18 protein-coding genes and 1 pseudogene are annotated in these 16,107 nt (G+C 72.3%); 1 reads left to right on the forward strand and 18 read right to left on the reverse strand.

The window, feature by feature from the left end:
• Positions 1-26 precede the first annotated feature (26 nt).
• Positions 27-2,045 (reverse strand): annotated as a pseudogene (locus U5O44_RS19215) (oxidoreductase); the annotation flags it as partial.
• A 108-nt stretch (positions 2,046-2,153) separates the two neighbouring features.
• Between U5O44_RS19215 and U5O44_RS19220 the strand changes: the two are divergent.
• Complete coding sequence (locus U5O44_RS19220; RefSeq protein WP_322590004.1) at positions 2,154-2,720, forward strand: PadR family transcriptional regulator; 567 nt, start codon at positions 2,154-2,156, stop codon at positions 2,718-2,720.
• On the opposite strand, the gene U5O44_RS19225 is transcribed toward U5O44_RS19220, so the two are convergent.
• From U5O44_RS19225 to U5O44_RS19305, 17 genes are all read right to left on the reverse strand, one after another.
• On the reverse strand, positions 2,713-3,720 hold the full coding sequence (locus U5O44_RS19225; protein ID WP_322590005.1) for an NADH-quinone oxidoreductase subunit B family protein: 1,008 nt from the start codon (positions 3,718-3,720) through the stop codon (positions 2,713-2,715). The two genes, U5O44_RS19220 and U5O44_RS19225, sit on opposite strands and share 8 nt — an antisense overlap.
• Positions 3,717-5,198: a sigma-54-dependent transcriptional regulator gene (locus U5O44_RS19230; protein WP_322590006.1), complete on the reverse strand. Its 1,482-nt coding sequence runs from the start codon at positions 5,196-5,198 to the stop codon at positions 3,717-3,719. The genes U5O44_RS19225 and U5O44_RS19230 overlap by 4 nt, the downstream gene beginning before the upstream one ends.
• A 31-nt stretch (positions 5,199-5,229) precedes the next feature.
• Positions 5,230-5,859 (reverse strand): 3'-5' exonuclease, encoded by a 630-nt coding sequence (locus U5O44_RS19235; RefSeq protein WP_322590007.1) that lies wholly within the window; start codon positions 5,857-5,859, stop codon positions 5,230-5,232.
• 12 nt (positions 5,860-5,871) lie between these two features.
• Positions 5,872-6,828 carry a phospholipase A gene (locus U5O44_RS19240; RefSeq protein ID WP_322590008.1) on the reverse strand — a complete coding sequence of 319 codons (957 nt, stop codon included), beginning with the start codon at positions 6,826-6,828 and terminating at the stop codon, positions 5,872-5,874.
• 113 nt (positions 6,829-6,941) lie between these two features.
• Complete coding sequence (gene hypE, locus U5O44_RS19245) at positions 6,942-8,000, reverse strand: hydrogenase expression/formation protein HypE (protein WP_322590009.1); 1,059 nt, start codon at positions 7,998-8,000, stop codon at positions 6,942-6,944.
• 64 nt (positions 8,001-8,064) lie between these two features.
• Positions 8,065-9,204, reverse strand: a complete 1,140-nt coding sequence (hypD, locus tag U5O44_RS19250) for a hydrogenase formation protein HypD (protein ID WP_322590010.1) — start codon at positions 9,202-9,204, stop codon at positions 8,065-8,067.
• Positions 9,201-9,446, reverse strand: coding sequence for a HypC/HybG/HupF family hydrogenase formation chaperone (locus U5O44_RS19255; RefSeq protein ID WP_322590011.1), 246 nt, complete (start codon positions 9,444-9,446; stop codon positions 9,201-9,203). Before U5O44_RS19255 ends, hypD begins: the two co-directional genes overlap by 4 nt.
• 3 nt (positions 9,447-9,449) lie before the next feature.
• A complete protein-coding gene (locus U5O44_RS19260) occupies positions 9,450-10,652 on the reverse strand; it encodes a Kae1-like domain-containing protein (RefSeq protein WP_322590012.1) in 1,203 nt (400 codons plus the stop codon).
• 2 nt (positions 10,653-10,654) lie between these two features.
• Positions 10,655-11,533, reverse strand: coding sequence for a hydrogenase nickel incorporation protein HypB (hypB, locus tag U5O44_RS19265; protein WP_322590013.1), 879 nt, complete (start codon positions 11,531-11,533; stop codon positions 10,655-10,657).
• 38 nt (positions 11,534-11,571) lie between these two features.
• On the reverse strand, positions 11,572-11,919 hold the full coding sequence (locus U5O44_RS19270) for a hydrogenase maturation nickel metallochaperone HypA/HybF (protein WP_322590014.1): 348 nt from the start codon (positions 11,917-11,919) through the stop codon (positions 11,572-11,574).
• Positions 11,912-13,045 carry a hypothetical protein gene (locus U5O44_RS19275; protein ID WP_322590015.1) on the reverse strand — a complete coding sequence of 378 codons (1,134 nt, stop codon included), beginning with the start codon at positions 13,043-13,045 and terminating at the stop codon, positions 11,912-11,914. Before U5O44_RS19275 ends, U5O44_RS19270 begins: the two co-directional genes overlap by 8 nt.
• A complete protein-coding gene (gene hybE, locus U5O44_RS19280; RefSeq protein WP_322590016.1) occupies positions 13,042-13,512 on the reverse strand; it encodes a [NiFe]-hydrogenase assembly chaperone HybE in 471 nt (156 codons plus the stop codon). Before hybE ends, U5O44_RS19275 begins: the two co-directional genes overlap by 4 nt.
• Positions 13,513-13,518: 6 nt before the next feature.
• Positions 13,519-13,764 carry a rubredoxin gene (locus tag U5O44_RS19285; protein ID WP_322590017.1) on the reverse strand — a complete coding sequence of 82 codons (246 nt, stop codon included), beginning with the start codon at positions 13,762-13,764 and terminating at the stop codon, positions 13,519-13,521.
• Positions 13,761-14,657 (reverse strand): hydrogenase expression/formation protein, encoded by an 897-nt coding sequence (locus U5O44_RS19290; protein ID WP_322590018.1) that lies wholly within the window; start codon positions 14,655-14,657, stop codon positions 13,761-13,763. The genes U5O44_RS19285 and U5O44_RS19290 overlap by 4 nt, the downstream gene beginning before the upstream one ends.
• A 15-nt stretch (positions 14,658-14,672) precedes the next feature.
• A complete protein-coding gene (locus U5O44_RS19295) occupies positions 14,673-15,125 on the reverse strand; it encodes a thioredoxin domain-containing protein (RefSeq protein ID WP_322590019.1) in 453 nt (150 codons plus the stop codon).
• Positions 15,122-15,442 (reverse strand): HypC/HybG/HupF family hydrogenase formation chaperone, encoded by a 321-nt coding sequence (locus U5O44_RS19300; RefSeq protein WP_322590020.1) that lies wholly within the window; start codon positions 15,440-15,442, stop codon positions 15,122-15,124. Before U5O44_RS19300 ends, U5O44_RS19295 begins: the two co-directional genes overlap by 4 nt.
• Before the next feature lie 2 nt (positions 15,443-15,444).
• Positions 15,445-16,107, reverse strand: a complete 663-nt coding sequence (locus tag U5O44_RS19305) for a HyaD/HybD family hydrogenase maturation endopeptidase (protein ID WP_322590021.1) — start codon at positions 16,105-16,107, stop codon at positions 15,445-15,447.

The following is a 16,107-nucleotide window of genomic DNA, read 5'->3' on the forward strand; positions in this document are numbered from 1 at the left end:
TCGGCGGCGGCGGGATCGAAGCCCAGCGCCAGCTCGGTGCCCTGCTTGATGGCGCGCTTGGCGTCCAGCTCGGCGGCCACGTCGGCGCCGCCGATCAGGTGGACGCTGCAGCCCGCCGCCTGCAGCGCGGCCTGCAGTTCGCGCTGCGGATCCTGCCCCGCGCACACCACGACGGTGTCCACCGGCAGTGTCATCTCACGGTCGCCGACCGTGAGGTGCAGGCCCTCGTCGTCGATGCGCCGGTAGGTCACGCCGGGCACCATCTCGACCTGCCGGTTCTTCAGCGAGGTGCGGTGGATCCAGCCGGTCGTCTTGCCCAGGCCGTCGCCGACCTTGCTCGCCTTGCGCTGCAGCAGCGTCACCTGGCGCGGGCTCGGCTCGATCTGCGCCGGGGTCAGGCCGCCGCGCTGGGCGTAGGCCGTGTCCACGCCCCATTCGGCGAAGAACTTGGCCTTGTCGAGGCTCGGGCTGGTGCCCGCGTGCAGCAGGTATTCGGCCACGTCGAAGCCGATGCCGCCCGCGCCGATGATCGCCACACGCTGCCCCACGGCGCAGTGGTCGCGCAGCACGTCGAGGTAGCCGACGACCTTCGGGTGGTCGATGCCGGGGATGTCGGGCGTGCGCGGCGTGACGCCGGTGGCGAGCACGACATGCTGGAAGCCAGCGTCCACCAGATCCTGCGCCGCGACGCGCTGGTTCAGCTTCAGCGTCACGCCGGTCAGCGCGATCTGCTTGCCGAAGTAGCGCAAGGTTTCGTAGAACTCTTCCTTGCCCGGCACCTGCTTGGCGATGTTGAACTGCCCGCCGATCTCGCGGCCCGCGTCGAACAGCGTCACGTCGAAGCCGCGCCGCGCCGCCGTCGTCGCGAACGCCAGCCCCGCCGGCCCCGCGCCGACCACCGCCACCCGCGCCTTCGCCGTGGCCGGGCGCTCGATCAGGAGCGTCTCGTGGCAGGCCCGCGGGTTCACCAGACAGGAGGTGATCTTGCCGCCGAAGGTGTGGTCGAGGCAGGCCTGGTTGCAGCCGATGCAGGTGTTGATCTCGTCGGCGCGGCCCTCGGCGGCCTTGCGCACGAAGTCGGCGTCGGCGAGGAAGGGCCGCGCCATCGACACCATGTCCGCCATGCCATCGGCCAGCACCCGCTCGGCGACCTCGGGCGTGTTGATGCGGTTGGTGGTGATCAGCGGGATGCCGACCTTGCCCTTGAGCCCCTGGGTCACCCAGGCGAAGGCAGCGCGCGGCACCTTGGTGGCGATGGTCGGGATGCGCGCCTCGTGCCAGCCGATGCCGGTGTTGAGGAGGGTGGCGCCGGCCGCTTCCAGCGCCTGCGCGAGCTGCACGACCTCGTCCTGCGTCGAGCCGCCTTCGACCAGGTCCAGCATCGACAGCCGGAAGATCAGGATGAACGCGGCACCCACCCGCGCCCGCGTGCGGCGCACGATCTCCAGCGCGAAGCGGATGCGGTTTTCATAGGCGCCGCCCCATTCGTCGTCGCGCTGGTTGGTCTGCGCGGCGATGAACTCGTTGATGAGGTAGCCCTCGGAGCCCATGATCTCCACGCCGTCGTAGCCGGCGCTCTGGGCCAGCGCTGCGGCGCGGACATAGTCCTCGATGGTCTGCTCGATCTCCTCGCCGGTCAGGGCGCGCGGACGGAAGGGGCTGATCGGCGCCTTCAGCGCGCTGGGCGCGACCAGCTCGGGGTGGTAGGCGTAGCGGCCGAAGTGCAGGATCTGCATCGCGATCTTGCCGCCCGCGTCGTGCACGGCCTGGGTCACGACCTTGTGCTTGTCGGCCTCGGCCTGCGTCGTCATGCAGGCGCCGCCGGGCATCGGCCGGCCAGCGTCGTTCGGCGCGATGCCGCCGGTGACGATCAGGCCGACGCCACCACGGGCGCGCTCGGCGTAGAACGCCGCCATGCGGGCGAAGCCGTCCTTGGCCTCCTCCAGCCCGATGTGCATGGAACCCATGAGCACGCGGTTCTTCAGCGCGGTGAATCCGAGGTCGAGTGGGGCGAGCAGGTGGGGATAGGCGGTGGTCGTCGTCATGGCGTGTCCTTGCTATGCAACCAGTTGCATGGATGGCGCAGTGTAGGCAGGCCGCCGTGACTATGCAACGGGTTGCATGGTTTTCCCGGGGCCCGTAGACTGCGCCGCATGTCCCTGTCCCACGCCGTGCTCACTTCGCTGATCGAGAAGGCCTCGTCCGGCTACGACCTTGCCCGGCGCTTCGACAAGTCCATCGGCTACTTCTGGCACGCCACGCACCAGCAGATCTACCGCGAACTCGCGCGCATGGAGGCGGCCGGCTGGATCGTGTCGCAGCCCGCGCCCGACGCGGGCCTGACGCGCAAGCGGCTGTACGAGGTGTTGCCGGCGGGGCGTGCCGAGCTGGCGCGCTGGGCGGCCGAGTCGACACCGCCGCCGGACCTGCGCGACGACTTCTCGGTCAAGCTGCGAGCGGAGGCCGCACTCGGCGAGATCGACCTGCGCGCCGAACTGCGCCAGCGCATCGCCAGCCATGCCGAGCGGCTCGACCTCTACCGCATGCTGGCGCAGCGCGACTTTCCGCCGGGCCGCCCGCTCGGTCGGGCGGCGGCGCTGCAGCACATGATCCTGCAGAAAGGCCTGCGCTACGAGGAGGGCAGCCTGCGCTGGTGCGAGGAGGTGCTGGCGCTGCTCGACACCCCGGCGGACACCGCGGACCGCCCGCCGCTCACTTGAGCCGCGTGCGCTTGACCTGCGGCGCCACGACGAGGTGGTCGGCGGTGGCGTTCTGGCGCACGCGCTTCGGCGTCGCGCTCTTGGACAGCGAGGCCAGCGCCACGAACCACGCCTTGGGCATGTCGGTCGGCAGGCCGATCGGGATGCCGGCGATCTTGGGCGTGGCGTGGAAGGCGTGGCCTGGATCCTGAAACCCCGGTTCGGTGCAACTGATGCAGGCGTAGCCGCCGCGTGTGCAACTGCCGTCGCCGTTCCACAGCCGGGTGTTGCAGTCGGCGTGGGCCTGCGTGCCCTTGCAGCCCAGGTGCTCCATCATGCAGCCGAGGTCCGAGGGCTTCTCGGCGCTGGCCTTGAACTCGTAGAACTCGTTGCGCGTGCAGCCGTGGTGGACGAGCTGGTCGGCATAGAAGCGCGGGCGGCCGAGCGGGTCGAGGTCGTCGGCGCCGAACTGGTCGGCCGCCAGCGCCATCAGCGTGTCGAGCACCCAGCCCGGGTGTGTCGGGCAGCCGGCCACGTTGACCACCGGCAGTCCGCTGGCGCTGCGGAAGTCGGCGCCGAGCAGGCCGCCGGGCCGGTCGTCGTCGTATTGCAGGCCGCAGGCGTCGGTCGGGTTCGCGCCCGCCGCCGTGATGCCGCCCCAGGCCGCGCAACTGCCCACCGCCACGACGTGGCGCGCCACCGCCGACAGCCGGCGCACCCAGTCGATCATCGGCACCCCGGTGCCGGCCAGCACATGGAAGCGCCCGGTGCCGTTCGGCCCGCGCAGCAGCGCGCCCTCGATGCACAGCGCGTCCAGCGCGACCCGGCCCGCCAGACAGTCCTCCAGCAGCGCCACCAGCTCGGCGCCGCCGGCCAGCGACAGCGACGGGTGCCACAGCAGCCGCAGGCCCGCCTGTTCGAGCTGGCCCGGAAAATCCGGCGTGTCGGCGCACAGCAGCGACATCGAGCAGCCGCCGCAGCCACCCGACTGCAGCCAGAGCACGTTCATGGGCCTGTTCATGGGCGGTCCTCCAGTCCGAATCGCTGCAGCTTGGCCCGCAGCCCGACCCGCGACAGCCCGAGTTCGGCCGCCGCGCGGGTCTTGTTCCAGCGCTGGCGCAGCATCACCTCACGCAGCACCACCGCCTCGATCGCGTCGAGCCGCTCCTGCAGCGTGCCGGTCTGCGGCAGCGTGGCGAAGCTGCCCGGCCCCTGGGCGGCGGCGTGGCGGCCGGCCTGGCCGTGCAGCACGCGGGTCGAGAAGGCGCGGGCCTCGATGCGCTCGCCGTCGCTGAGGGCGATGGCACGGGCGATCTCGTTGCGCAGCTCGCGGATGTTGCCCGGCCACGGATAGCCCATCAGCACGCCCATCGCGTCGTCCGCCCACACGACACCCGGCCGTCCCAGCTCGGCGCCCACCTCGCGCAGCAGCCGCCGCGCCAGCGGCGCGATGTCTCCGACCCGCTCGCGCAGCGGTGGCATGTGCAGCGTGATGCCGGTCAGCCGGTAGTACAGGTCTTCGCGGAAGCGGCCAGCGCGCACCTCGTCTTCGAGCTGGCGGTGGGTGGCCGCGATCACGCGCACATCGACCGGGACCGGGCGCGGCGACCCCACCGGCCGCAGTTCGCCTTCCTGCAGCACGCGCAGCAGCTTGACCTGGAACGCGGGCGAGGTCTCGCCGATCTCGTCGAGGAAGACGGTGCCGCCATGGGCGCGCTGGAACAGGCCGACGTGGTCCTCGAACGCGCCGGTGAAGGCGCCGCGCTTGTGGCCGAACAGCTCGGATTCGAGCAGCGTGTCGGGGATGGCGGCGCAGTTCTCCAGCACGAACGGCCCCTCGGCGCGCGGGCTGGCGTAGTGGATCGCGCGGCCGAGCAGCTCCTTGCCGGTGCCCGACTCGCCCAGCACCAGCACCGACAGGTCGTAGCGCGCCACCCGCGCCGCCATCTCGCACACGCCGTCCAGCGGGCTGCCCGGCGCGCGCTCGATGCGGTCGAAGCCGAAGGCCGCACGCGCCTGCGCCAGCCGGTCACCGCGCCGGGCACGCAGCGCGGTCGTGCCGGCGCGCAGGTCCAGCTCCAGCCGGTGCACCCCGCGCTGCAGCGTGCGCGCTTCCACCGCCTGGCGCACGGTCTGCAGCAGGTGGTCCGGCACCCAGGGCTTGAGGATGTACTGGTAGATCCCCGCCTCGTTGATGCCGGCGATGATGTCCTCGCTGTCGGTGTAGCCCGAGATCACGATGCGCACCGTCTCCGGCCAGCGCTCGCGCACCTCGCGCAGGAAGGCCACGCCGGTCAGCCCTGGCATGCGCTGGTCGCACAGGATCACCGCCGCCTCGTGCCGCTCCAGCAGCGTGCGGGCCTCGTCGGCGGAGCTGGCGCAGAGGATGCGGAAATCCTCGTCCAGCGTGCGGCGCATCGCGTCCTGCGAGCGCACCTCGTCATCGACGAGCAGCACCAGCGGCAGGTCGTCCGGATGGAGCAGGTCGTCGTCGGTCATGGAGCGTCGGTGTGGTGTGCTGCGGGCTGGGTCAGGCGCTTGCCAGCAGCCGCCCGAGCTTCGCCTTGGGACAGGCCTGCACCTGCATCAACCAGTCGTGGTCGGCGCGCCCCGTGCCCGACGGACCGCGCAGATCCTGCTGGATGCGGCACAGCAGCGCCGCGGCCATCTCGGCATCCGCCAGCGCCCGGTGCGCCTGGCCGGCGCGGGGCAGGCGGTGGAAATCGACCAGCGTGCCGAGCTGGTGGTTGGGCGCCTGCGGATAGAGCCGGCGCGACAGCATCACGGTGCAGGCGAAGGGGTGCGGCGCGGCCAGCCCGGCCTGTGCCAGCTCGGCCTGCCAGAACTTGCGGTCGAAGGCGGCGTTGTGCGCCACCATCGGCGCGTGGCCGACAAACCGCGCGGCCTCCGACATGACCTGCGTGGCGGGCGGGGCGCTGCGCACCATGGCGTTGGTGATGCCGGTGAGCTGGCTGACGAAGGCCGGGATGTGGGCGCCGGTGAACATCAGGCTCTGGAAGCGGTCGACCACCCGGCCGGCCTCCAGCAGCACGATGGCCACCTCGGTTGCGCGGTCGCCCATCTGGGGCGAGATGCCGGTGGTCTCGAAGTCGATGACGGCGATGCGGGATGCGGGCTGGGCGTGGGCGGTGACGGGCATCCGCCGATGATGTCAGAACGGCGAGAACATCACGCCCGCGCCGACGCTGGTCTGCCGGAAGTTGTAGTCGGTCAGTGTCTCGCCGTGGCCGCTGAATGCCTGCACGTACCAGCGCAGCCCCTCTGGCTGGTCGAGACGGATCGGCCGGCTCCACTCGGCAGTCAGTGCGCCGCGGCTCAGCCGCCGCGGCGAGCCGTTGTACTGCAATGCTGCGACTGAGGGCCCCGACACCCAGCGCAGCCGCAGCTCCGTCCGGCCGCGGTAGTGCGTCAGGTCCGGATTGTTGTCCGTTTCCAGCGGTTCGTTCAGGCGCTGCGTCAGCTTGGCGGTCAGCGACCATGGCCCCTGCTCGACCCCGGTGGCGAGGTAGACCCGGTTCCAGCTCCGCGACAGCGGATCGGACTGGCCGTTGGACTGGTGTGCCACCCCGAACATCGTGTAGCGCCACTGCCAGCCGCCCGGCAGGTTTCGCCACGCCGGCTGGGTCGGCATCACCAGCATCAGCTCCGGCTCGTAGTCGGTGTTGCGGAACGGCGCCGAGTCCTGGCCGTTGAAGACCTGCCACAGCGCCTGCTGCGTGAAACCCGCCCAGAGGTCGGCGCCCGAGTCGAAGGCGTCCTGCATCAGCTTGGTCCGCAGCGAGAGCTGGAACTTGGCCTCGACGCGCTGGTAGTCGGGCATCGCCACGGCCGCCTGCGTCGGCGACTGCGGCGCGCGGTTGATGCGGCTGGTGACGTGCAGCGGCAGGATGTAGTTCGGTCGGTAGGCGACGAAGCGCAGCTCGCCGCGCCGGTCCTCGGCGTCGAGTTCCCAGTAGCGCGAGAGTTCGCTGGGCGGATTCGACGAGGTGGTCGGCGCGCTGTCGGCCTGCGCTGCAGCGGGTGACAGGGGGGCCGTGGCGCAGACCAGTGCGGTCAGCAGGGCCAGCGGCTGGGGCAGCGGGGTCAGCGGGATCAACGAAGTGGGCATGGGCCAGGGCAGAAGTCCGACGATGGCGCCGATGGTAGGGCGTGGTACGGGGCATCGGTACGAACAGGTTTCGCGCTGGGGGCTGTATCTGTGAGCAGATGTGTGGCGGCCGCTCAGCAGATCCGCGGCAACTGCTCCCCGCTCAGCCAGTCCACCACGCGCCGCCCGCCGAAGCGGGTCGTCATCTGCACGAAGCGGTGCGGGTCTTCGGTGACGACGCCGATGCGCGCTGCGCCATGTCCCCTCGGGTGGTGGCGCATCGCGGCCAGCAGTGCCTCGGCCACCTCCGGCGCGCAGACCGCCACCAGCTTGCCCTCGTTGGCGACGTACAGCGGGTCAAGCCCGAGCAGCTCGCAGGCCGCCTCGACCTGCGGCAGCACCGGGATCGCCGCCTCGTCCAGCGTGATGCCGACGCCGGACTGGCGCGTGATCTCGTTGAGCGTGGTCGCCAGCCCGCCGCGCGTGGGGTCGCGCAGCACGCGCACGCTGCCTTCCGGCACGGTGGCCAGCATCGCGGCGGTCAGGCCGTTCAGCGCGGCGGTGTCGGAGGTGATCGCGGTCTCGAATTCGAGCGATTCGCGCAGCGACAGCACCGCCACCCCGTGCTCGCCGACCGTGCCGGACACCAACACCACGTCGCCCGGGCGGGCCTGGTCGCCCGCGAGGCGGCGCCCGGGCGGCAGCCAGCCGACGCCGGTGGTGCTGATGAACACCCCGTCGCCCTTGCCCTGTTCGACGACCTTGGTGTCGCCGGTGACGATGGCCACACCGGCCTCGCGGGCCGCGGCGGCCATCGAGTCGACCAGGCGCTTCAGGTCGGCCAGCGGGTAGCCTTCCTCCAGGATGAAGCTGGCGGCGAGGTAGAGCGGCTGCGCGCCCATCATCGCCACGTCGTTGACCGTGCCGTGGACGCTCAGGGCGCCGATGTCGCCGCCGGGGAAGAACAGCGGCGAGATCACATGCGCGTCGGTCGCCATCACCAGCCGGTGGCCGGGCGGCGGCGCGGGCAGCACGGCGCCGTCGTTGCCCTCGCGCAGCGCGGGGTTCTCGAAGGCGCGGGCGAACAGCTCCTCGATCAGCTGCGCCGCGGCGCGACCGCCGGCGCCGTGGTTCATGTCGATGCGGCCGGTCTTGAAGTCGATCGGGCGGAGGTAGTCTTTCTTGGTGGACATCGTGGACCTGGTGGGCTGCGCGGGGGTGGGTTCCCGCTTGCGCGGGAATGACGGGGACGGGGGCTCAGGCGGGGACGATGGCGATGTCTTTCCAGCGGCCGTAGCTGTAGTGCGCCGCGCAGGCGCCTTCGCTCGACACCATGCATGAGCCCATCGGGTTTTCCGGCGTGCAGACCGTGGCGAAGAGCTTGCAGTCGGTCGGGCGCTTCACGCCGCGCAGGATGGCGCCGCAGTCGCACTGCTTGTGGTCCGGCACCGGGCGGTAGGCGAGGTCGAAACGCCGCTCGGCATCCCACTGCGCGAACGCGGGCCGGATGCGCAGCGCGCTGTGCGCCACCTCGCCCAGGCCGCGCCACTCGAAGGACTCGCGCAGCTCGAACACCTCGGCCACCACCTGCTGGGCCGCCAGATTGCCCTGGCGGTTCACGGCGCGGGTGAACTCGTTCTCGACCTCGTGGCGGCCCTCGTTGACCTGGCGGATCAGCATCAGGATCGCCTGCATCACGTCCAGCGGCTCGAAGCCGGCGATCACCACCGGCTGGCGGTAGTCGCGGGCAAAGCCCTCGTAGGGCGCCGAGCCGATCAGGATGCTGACATGCGCCGGGCCGACGAAGCCGTCCAGCGGCACCGTGCCCCACTGCTTCACCTCGGGTGATTCGAGGATGTGCGTGATCGCGCTCGGCGTCAGCACATGGCAGCACAGCACGCTGAAGTTGGGCAGGTGTTCCTTGGCGGCCTGCTTGAGCACCAGCGCGGTCGGCGGCGTGGTCGTCTCGAAGCCGATGGCGAAGAACACCACCTCGCGGGTCGGGTTCGCGCGGGCGATCTTCAGCGCGTCTGCGGGTGAATACACCATGCGGATGTCGGCGCCGCGCGCCTTGGCGCGCTGCATCGACAGGCTGCCCGACGCCGGCACGCGCATCGTGTCGCCGTAGGTGCAGACAATGGCGCCGTGGTCGAGCGCCAGGCCGATCGCCTGGTCGATGCGCCCGATCGGCAGCACGCACACCGGGCAGCCGGGGCCGTGGACCATCTGCACGTTGTCCGGCAGCAGCGCCGGCACGCCGTAGCGCGACAGCGCGTGCGTGTGGCCACCGCAGAACTCCATGAAGTGGTAGCGGCGCCCGGGCTGCGCCTCGGCACGGATCTTCGCGGCCAGCGCCTGGGCGATCTCGCCGTCGCGGAATTCGTCGATGTACTTCATGGCGCGGCCTCCTCGTGGGCGCTCGGGTGCGCGTTCAGCTCGGCGAACAGGGCCAGCGTGCGCTCGGCCTCCTCGGTGTCGAGCAGGCCGATGGCGTGGCCGACGTGGACGATGACGTAGTCGCCGACCCGCGCCTCCGGGGTCAGCGCGATCGAGATGTCCTTGCGGACGCCGCCGAGATCGACCGTGGCCATCTCGTCGGGCAACAGGGCCGCCACACGGGCAGGCAGGGCGAGGCACATGGTTCAGGTCTCCGTCGAAAGGTGGTTCCGGCTCGCCGTCGCGGTCATCGCCGCCGCGACCCAGGCTTGCCCGAGCGCCAGCCCGGCGTCGCCGCAGGACACCGCCAGCGGGCGATGCACCCGCAGGTCGGCCGCAGTCAGCCGCGCAGTCAGCCGCTGGCTCAGCAGCCGGTTGAAAAAACAGCCGCCCCCAAGGGCGACCTCGTGCAGACCGTCGCGGGTGGCCGCTGCGAGGGTGGCGTCCGCCAGTGCATCGGCGAGCGCCCAATGAAACAGCGCCGCCCCCCGCCCGCGGGCGTCGGCGTCGTGGACATCCAGGGCCAGCAGCGCCTCCATCAGCGCCCACATCCCCAGCCCGCCCGTCAACCCACCCCCGTCACCCTCGCGAACGCGAGGGCCCACCCCCACCACGCCCTCCGGATGCCGCGCCAGCCACGCCGCCGCACACCGCTCCAGCGCGACCGCCGCCTCGGCCTCCTCCCGCTGCCGCACCGACAGCCCGAGCACCCCCGCCGCCGCGTCAAACCAGCGCCCCGCGCCGGTGCTGACCGGGCAGTTCAGGCCGCGTGCCAGCATCCCCCGCACCCCCTGCGCCGCCGCCGCACCGACCACCGGCGCCAGCCGCGCCTCGATCTCGTCGCCGCGCCCGAGCCCGTGCAGCACCGCCGCGACCAGCCGCCACGGCTCCCGCGCCGCCACATCGCCGCCGGGCAGCGCCAGCGGCGGCAGGTGCGCGAGCCGCTCGACGCCGCCGTCCGGGTCCAGCCGCAGCAGCTCGCCGCCCCACGCCGTCCCGTCCGTGCCGAGCCCGACCCCGTCCAGCGCCAGCCCGAGCAGCGGCCCGTCCAGCCCACGCTCGGCCTGCACCACGGAGAGGTGGGCGTGGTGGTGCTGCACGCCGATGGCCGGCACGCCGAGCCGATCGGCCCAGTGCAGCGCCAGCCGCGTGCTGTGGAAGTCCGGGTGCAGGTCGTGCGCGACGGCGTCGATCGGCCCGCGCGCGTCCCGCACCAGCGCCTCGACCGACGCCTCCAGCGCCGCGCAAGCGTCCGGCGTGCCGAGGTCGCCGTGCAGCGCCGACGCGGTGTAGCGGTCTCCGTCGAGCAGCCCCGCCGTGTTCTTCAGCCACGCGCCGACGGCCAGCACCCGCTTCGGCGCGGCGCGCGGCAGGTGCAGCGGGGGCGGCAGGGTGACGGTCGCGGTCATGCTCACGCGGCCTGCGTTTCCTGCGCGTCCAGCAGCCAGTCCAGCCACGCGTCCATGCCGACGCCCGTGCGCGCCGACAGCAGCAGCACCTCGATGCCCGGGTTCACCCGCTGCGCGTAGGCGATGCACTGCGCCACGTCGAAGTCGAGGTAGGGCAGCAGGTCGGTCTTGGTCAGCACCATCAGCTTCGCCGCCGCGAACATGTCCGGGTACTTGATCGGCTTGTCCTCGCCCTCGGTGACCGAGAGGATGGCGATCTTGGCGCGCTCGCCGAGATCCCACATCGCCGGGCAGACGAGGTTGCCGACGTTCTCGATCATCAGCAGCGAGGTGGGGGCGTGGGGATGGTGGTGGTCGTGCGAGTGACCGTGCGCATGGTCATGGTCATGTTCATGGTGGTGGTGCAGCGGCAGCCGCGCGAACGCCTCGGCGACCATCGGTGCGTCGAGGTGGCAGCCCTTGCCGGTGTTCACCTGGATCGCGGGGGCGCCGGTCGCGCGGATGCGGTCGGCGTCGTTCGAGGTCTGCTGGTCGCCTTCGATGACGCCCACCGGCAGGTCCGGCGCGCGGGCCTTCAGCGCCTCGATCGTCGCGCACAGCAGCGTCGTCTTGCCCGAGCCGGGGCTGGAGACGAGGTTGTAGGCGACGACGCCGTGGCCGGCGAAGTGGGCGCGGTTGGCGTCGGCGATGCGCTGGTTGGCGCCGAGCACGTCGGCTTCGAGCTTGATGGCCCGCGCCTGGCTCATGCCGGGCACCGAGACGCGGGCGGGGCCGGCGCCGAAGTGCAGGTCGTGGCCCGTCGTGGCCATGACCACCGGGGCGGTCGGGTGTTCATGCACCGCGCCGGGGGTGCCGGTGGAGCAGCCGCAGATGACGCACATGGGGAATTCCTTTCGCGGGATCGTTCGATCGTTCTGGTTCAGTCGTCGTGCACCATCAGGTCCACGACACGGAGTTCGGTGCCGCCGGTCGGCTGCAGTTGAAAGCCGCCGCAGCGCGGGCAGGCGTCGGCGCGCGAGGCGATCTCGACCGACGCACAGCAGCGCAGGCACCACGCCGCGCCCGGCGGCTCGTCGATCAGGATCTCGGCGCCTTCCAGGCAGGTGCCCAGGGTGCTGGCGTCCAGCGCGAAGCGCAGCGCGCGCACCTCGACGCCGCTGAGCGCGCCCGCCTCCAGCCGCAACTGCGCCACGCGGCGAAAACCTTCGCGTTCGGCAGCGTCCTCGACCAGCCGCACGACGCCGCCCGCCAGACTGAGTTCATGCATGCAGCACCTCGAATTCGACACAGGGATCAAACGCGACCGCGAGCAACCGCGCGGCCGCGTCTCGCCGTCCGGGATCATCCTCCCGCAGTGTGGCGAGCGCGTGCGCCAGTGTGCCCTCGGGATGGAAGTTCCATTCGGTCGGCGCGAGCACCTGCCAGTCCTGCACCCGCTGGCCGTCCGCGTCGAGCTGCGCGCGGTGGACCAGCAGCCCGCGCGCCATCTCGCACCACGCCAGCCCCGCGCCGCCGCCCAGGTCCAGCGCCCCGTGGTCCAGCCGAAGCGCGCCGTCCGCGTGCGGCGGCAGGCTCAGGCGCAGCACCTCGACCAGCCGGGCGATCAGCCGCTGCCACACGCTGGCGCTGAGCGGCGCAGTGCCTGCCTCGGGCTCGGCGGCGGCGTTGGCGCGGCGGCTCCACGGGCCGGTGTCAGCGGCGTGGCCGTGCCAGTGTGGACGGGCGCAGAACGCTGGCTTGTCCGCCATCGCCTGCCCGAGCGTGGCCCAGTCGGTGGCCGCGGGGAGCAGCGACCGGCCCGGCGTGGCCAGCGCGCGGGCCAGCGGGCCGACGCGGTGCAGCAGGTGGACCAGCGCGCCCGGTGTGCCGAAGCGCTCGGTCTGTTCGACCCAGCGCGCCGCCCAGCCGGTCGGGTCGGCGTCGTGGCGCTGCAGCCAGTCGGCTGGGGCGTGGCCGAGCCACTTGTGCGCGATCCAGCCGGGCAGGGCGTCCAGCCGGTCGTCCGGCACCAGGTCGTCGCGCCACAGCGGACAGGTGCGCAGCAGCAGCGCGCCCTCGTCGCCGCGCCCGTCCTCGCGCAGCAGGCGCGGCCAGTCGTGGCTGATGCGCAGGATCTGCTCGCGGGCGGTGGTCAGGCGCAGCGTCTGTGCGGCGGTGCTCGGGTCCGCCGCCGGCTCGCCCCGCGCGGCGCGCAGGGCGGCCGTCGCGGTCAGCCGGTGCGCAGCGGCGCAGAGCGTGAACACCGCGCCGAGCAGCCCCGGCATCTCGTCCGCGCGGCGGCCGGGTGCTAGGCGCGACAGCAGGTCCGGCCGGCTGCTGCGGATCGTTGCGGGCGGGGCCACGCCGGGGCGCAGTTGGACGCGCCCGGCCAGTGTGTTCGGTGTCATCGTCATGCGGCCACCCTGGACGCTGCCACAGGCTGGCGCAACAGCCGCAGCACCTCGCGCGCCGTCGCCACCGCCGCCGGCTGGTCGGCGAAGCTGAACATCGGCGAGAACAGCGACGCCTGCTCGAACGCGCCGATCGTCGGCTCATGGGCGCCGACGAAGTCGAGGCGGTGCTCGCCGTAGCCGCGCGCGGCGGTGGCGCCCACGGGCAGCAGCCCGGCCGCCGCCCCATCGGCCACGGCGCTGATCGGCAGCCGCAGCACGTTCATGAACCACGGCGTCACCAGCACGCCCATCAGCATCGGCGTGGGCGCCGGCTTTGCGGAAGCGGAAGCTGCAGCGGCAGCCGGCTCCCGCACGAACCCGACCGCCTGCACCGACAGCGCGGCGTGCAGCACCGGCACGCCGCGCATCCGCGTCGTGGCGATGCGGCGGAAGGTCGCCTCCAGCGTGTCCAGTCGCTCAGCAGACATCGGCCGTCACTCCGTTCCCAGCACCATGAACTGCGTGGCGTCGCCATCGCATTGCGGGCAACGCCAGTGCGCGGGCAGTGCGGTGAAGGCCGTGCCGGGCGCGACCTGCCAGACCTCGTCGCCCACCGCTGGGTCATACACCCACCAGCAGATCTTGCATTCGAGCCGTGCGTCGGCGGGCAGCCGCGCCGCGTCGCCCAGGTAGCTGCCCTCGAAACCCCGGAACCCGCCGGTGCTGGTGTCCGTGCTCATGCCTGCGACACCCATTGCAGCACCTCGACCAGCCGCTCGGCCGAGTCCGCCAGATCCTCCGGCGCGGCGCACGCCACCTCCGGCAGCCCGCAGACCTCGACCGAGTTCAGGATCACCGTGTCCTGCGAGTTGTAGTAGACGACGCGCCAGGTGTGGGCGGCGCAGGCGTTGGTGATGCGGCAGTTGCCGTAGCCGCGCGAGAGGATGACGATGCGGCCGGTGCCGAGCTGGTGGTCGATCCAGGCGATGTCCTCCAGCGTCACCGGCAGCAGCGTCAGGTTGACGACCTGCGGCGCGTCGCCCTCGCGCCACCGCTGGCGGTGTTCGGCCAGCTCGACCAGGATCGACGGTGCGTTGAGCACGTTCGGCGGCAGCACGGGCGGCGCGGAGGGCACCTGCCGCGTGTCTTCACGGGCGATGCGGCGCAGCAGGGCCGGCACCGCACCCACCTCCACCGTGTCGATCACCCGCCCGTCGTCACAGCGCTCGATCACCCGCCAGACCCCGGCGAAGACCGACTCCTGGATCTGCGCCCGCGGTGCGCTGGGCACACGGCCCGGCTCGGACAGCACCTGTGCGCTGACCTCGCCCTCGCCGAGCACCTGGTTGATCAGCGTCAGATCGGCCGCCGCCAGCCCGTCCAGCCGCACCGGCTCGACCGCCTCGCCGCGCAGCAGCGCCTGCAGCCGCGCCAGCACCTCGGCCAGCGCCGCCACCGCGTCGGCGTGGCCGGCGAGTTCCTCCGGCTCGGGCAGCGGCGGGGCGCGGAAGGTGCTCATGCCCTGCGGCATGGAGAGGTAGTTCAGCGATTCGTCCTCGTCACCGCTCTGGGTGCCGGGGCCGAGGGCGACGACGGGGATCGGGAAGGGCTTGATGTCGAAGGGCAGGTTCATGGCGTGGGCTCCGATTCAGTGGCAAGTGCTGGTGCTGGCGCTGGCGCTGACCACCGGGATGCCGACACCCGGCACCCGCGACGGCGCCATCGCCAGCGCCTCGCCGACGCGGGCGACGTAGTCGGTCCAGTCGTGCATGCCCGACACCGCCGTCACGTAGCGGCCGTCGCGCAGGAAGACCAATGCGGGCCAGTGCCGAGAGCCGTAGCGGCGGGCCAGACCTTCCTCGTCCTCGCGGGCGCCGAGGGCGATCTGGAAGCGGCCGGCGTGGGCGCGCTGCAGCTCCGGCAGCACGACCGCCGCGTCCAGCGCCTCGGGAAACCGCACCGGGTCGCCGCCGAGCAGCAGCACCCGGTCGCCGCCCTCGGCCGCCCAGGCCTCGACGCTGTCGGGCGTGACCACGCGGGCGCCGAAGTCGCGCACGAGGCGGGCCATCAGCGGGTGCAGGTCGGGGGTGTTCGTGTTCATGGGGTCTGTCCCGTCAGCGCGGCCAGTTGGGCCGCATTCATGGCCGACGGCAGCACGAAGGCCGCCTCGGTGTTCGTCAGTGCATGGCCCTGCATCGCCGCGGCGACCAGGTCCAGCGTGGCGTCGATCTCGGCGGCGCGCTCGGGGCTGAGGCGCTCCTGTGCGCTGTCGAGGAAGACCAGCACCCACTCGCCCGGCGCGCAGTCGCCCACCAGCGCGGTGTTGACCAGGCGGTCCTCGCCACGGCCATATGCCCAGGCGTGGCCGGCGGGGGCGCCCCGGCGTTCGGTGATGCACATCGGCAGTCCCATGCACATGGTCAGGCGCTCCGGGGCATGAAGCGCTCGTCGCCGATGCGGCAGGCCTGCTCCGCCGCCGGCCGCCCCGCCTCGTAGGCGCCGAGCGCCAGCGTCGGCACCGTCACCGCCTCGTCCCCCGCCAGCGGCGCGGCGCGTGGCACGGGCCGTGCGCCCCACTGGCGCAGCCGCTCGACCGCCAGCGCCACCGCGTCGTCCACCGCCAGCCGGATGCGCGGGCGCAGGCTGCCGCCGTAGTCCTCCAGCTCCTCGGGCTGGCAGCCGATCAGCATCACCTGTTCGGGATAGCGCCCGGTCAGCATCGACAGCATCAGCACCTCCTGGAATCCGGTCTGGTGCAGGCTCATCTTCTTGGCGCCCAGGAAGCGCGGTACCTCCTCGTTCTCGATCAGCCGCATCGTGCCGGGGGCCAGCCCGTAGTCGATGGCGTCGAAGATCAGCAGCCGGGCGGCGCCCTGGACGTGCTGGATCAGGTAGAGGCCTTGGGTGCCGCCGTCGATCAGCGACACCTCGGGGGCGTCCGTGCCGTCTGCGCCGTCCGGGAAGTCCCACTGCTGCTGCAGCGCCTCGACGCAGCGCACGCCGAAGCCTTCGTCGGCCCACAGCACGTTGCCGATGCCGAGCACGACGATGGGGCCGGCGACCGGGTTCAGGAGCGTGTCCAT

The sequence above is a fragment of the Sphaerotilus sp. genome, from assembly GCF_034519685.1.
GTDB lineage: Bacteria > Pseudomonadota > Gammaproteobacteria > Burkholderiales > Burkholderiaceae_C > Sphaerotilus.

What these genes read in the sequence shown, in the direction of transcription:
- U5O44_RS19285 (WP_322590017.1), bottom strand. Translation starts at nt 13,764, where the DNA reads ATGAGCACGGACACCAGCACCGGCGGGTTCCGGGGTTTCGAGGGCAGC.
- hypE (WP_322590009.1), bottom strand. Translation starts at nt 8,000, where the DNA reads ATGTCCACCAAGAAAGACTACCTCCGCCCGATCGACTTCAAGACCGGC.
- hybE (WP_322590016.1), bottom strand. Translation starts at nt 13,512, where the DNA reads ATGTCTGCTGAGCGACTGGACACGCTGGAGGCGACCTTCCGCCGCATC.
- U5O44_RS19255 (WP_322590011.1), bottom strand. Translation starts at nt 9,446, where the DNA reads ATGTGCCTCGCCCTGCCTGCCCGTGTGGCGGCCCTGTTGCCCGACGAG.
- U5O44_RS19230 (WP_322590006.1), bottom strand. Translation starts at nt 5,198, where the DNA reads ATGACCGACGACGACCTGCTCCATCCGGACGACCTGCCGCTGGTGCTG.
- U5O44_RS19270 (WP_322590014.1), bottom strand. Translation starts at nt 11,919, where the DNA reads ATGCATGAACTCAGTCTGGCGGGCGGCGTCGTGCGGCTGGTCGAGGAC.
- hypB (WP_322590013.1), bottom strand. Translation starts at nt 11,533, where the DNA reads ATGTGCGTCATCTGCGGCTGCTCCACCGGCACCCCCGGCGCGGTGCAT.
- U5O44_RS19260 (WP_322590012.1), bottom strand. Translation starts at nt 10,652, where the DNA reads ATGACCGCGACCGTCACCCTGCCGCCCCCGCTGCACCTGCCGCGCGCC.
- U5O44_RS19225 (WP_322590005.1), bottom strand. Translation starts at nt 3,720, where the DNA reads ATGAACAGGCCCATGAACGTGCTCTGGCTGCAGTCGGGTGGCTGCGGC.
- U5O44_RS19220 (WP_322590004.1), top strand. Translation starts at nt 2,154, where the DNA reads ATGTCCCTGTCCCACGCCGTGCTCACTTCGCTGATCGAGAAGGCCTCG.
- U5O44_RS19295 (WP_322590019.1), bottom strand. Translation starts at nt 15,125, where the DNA reads ATGAACACGAACACCCCCGACCTGCACCCGCTGATGGCCCGCCTCGTG.
- U5O44_RS19300 (WP_322590020.1), bottom strand. Translation starts at nt 15,442, where the DNA reads ATGTGCATGGGACTGCCGATGTGCATCACCGAACGCCGGGGCGCCCCC.
- U5O44_RS19305 (WP_322590021.1), bottom strand. Translation starts at nt 16,107, where the DNA reads ATGGACACGCTCCTGAACCCGGTCGCCGGCCCCATCGTCGTGCTCGGC.
- U5O44_RS19275 (WP_322590015.1), bottom strand. Translation starts at nt 13,045, where the DNA reads ATGACGATGACACCGAACACACTGGCCGGGCGCGTCCAACTGCGCCCC.
- U5O44_RS19290 (WP_322590018.1), bottom strand. Translation starts at nt 14,657, where the DNA reads ATGAACCTGCCCTTCGACATCAAGCCCTTCCCGATCCCCGTCGTCGCC.
- U5O44_RS19235 (WP_322590007.1), bottom strand. Translation starts at nt 5,859, where the DNA reads ATGCCCGTCACCGCCCACGCCCAGCCCGCATCCCGCATCGCCGTCATC.
- U5O44_RS19240 (WP_322590008.1), bottom strand. Translation starts at nt 6,828, where the DNA reads ATGCCCACTTCGTTGATCCCGCTGACCCCGCTGCCCCAGCCGCTGGCC.
- hypD (WP_322590010.1), bottom strand. Translation starts at nt 9,204, where the DNA reads ATGAAGTACATCGACGAATTCCGCGACGGCGAGATCGCCCAGGCGCTG.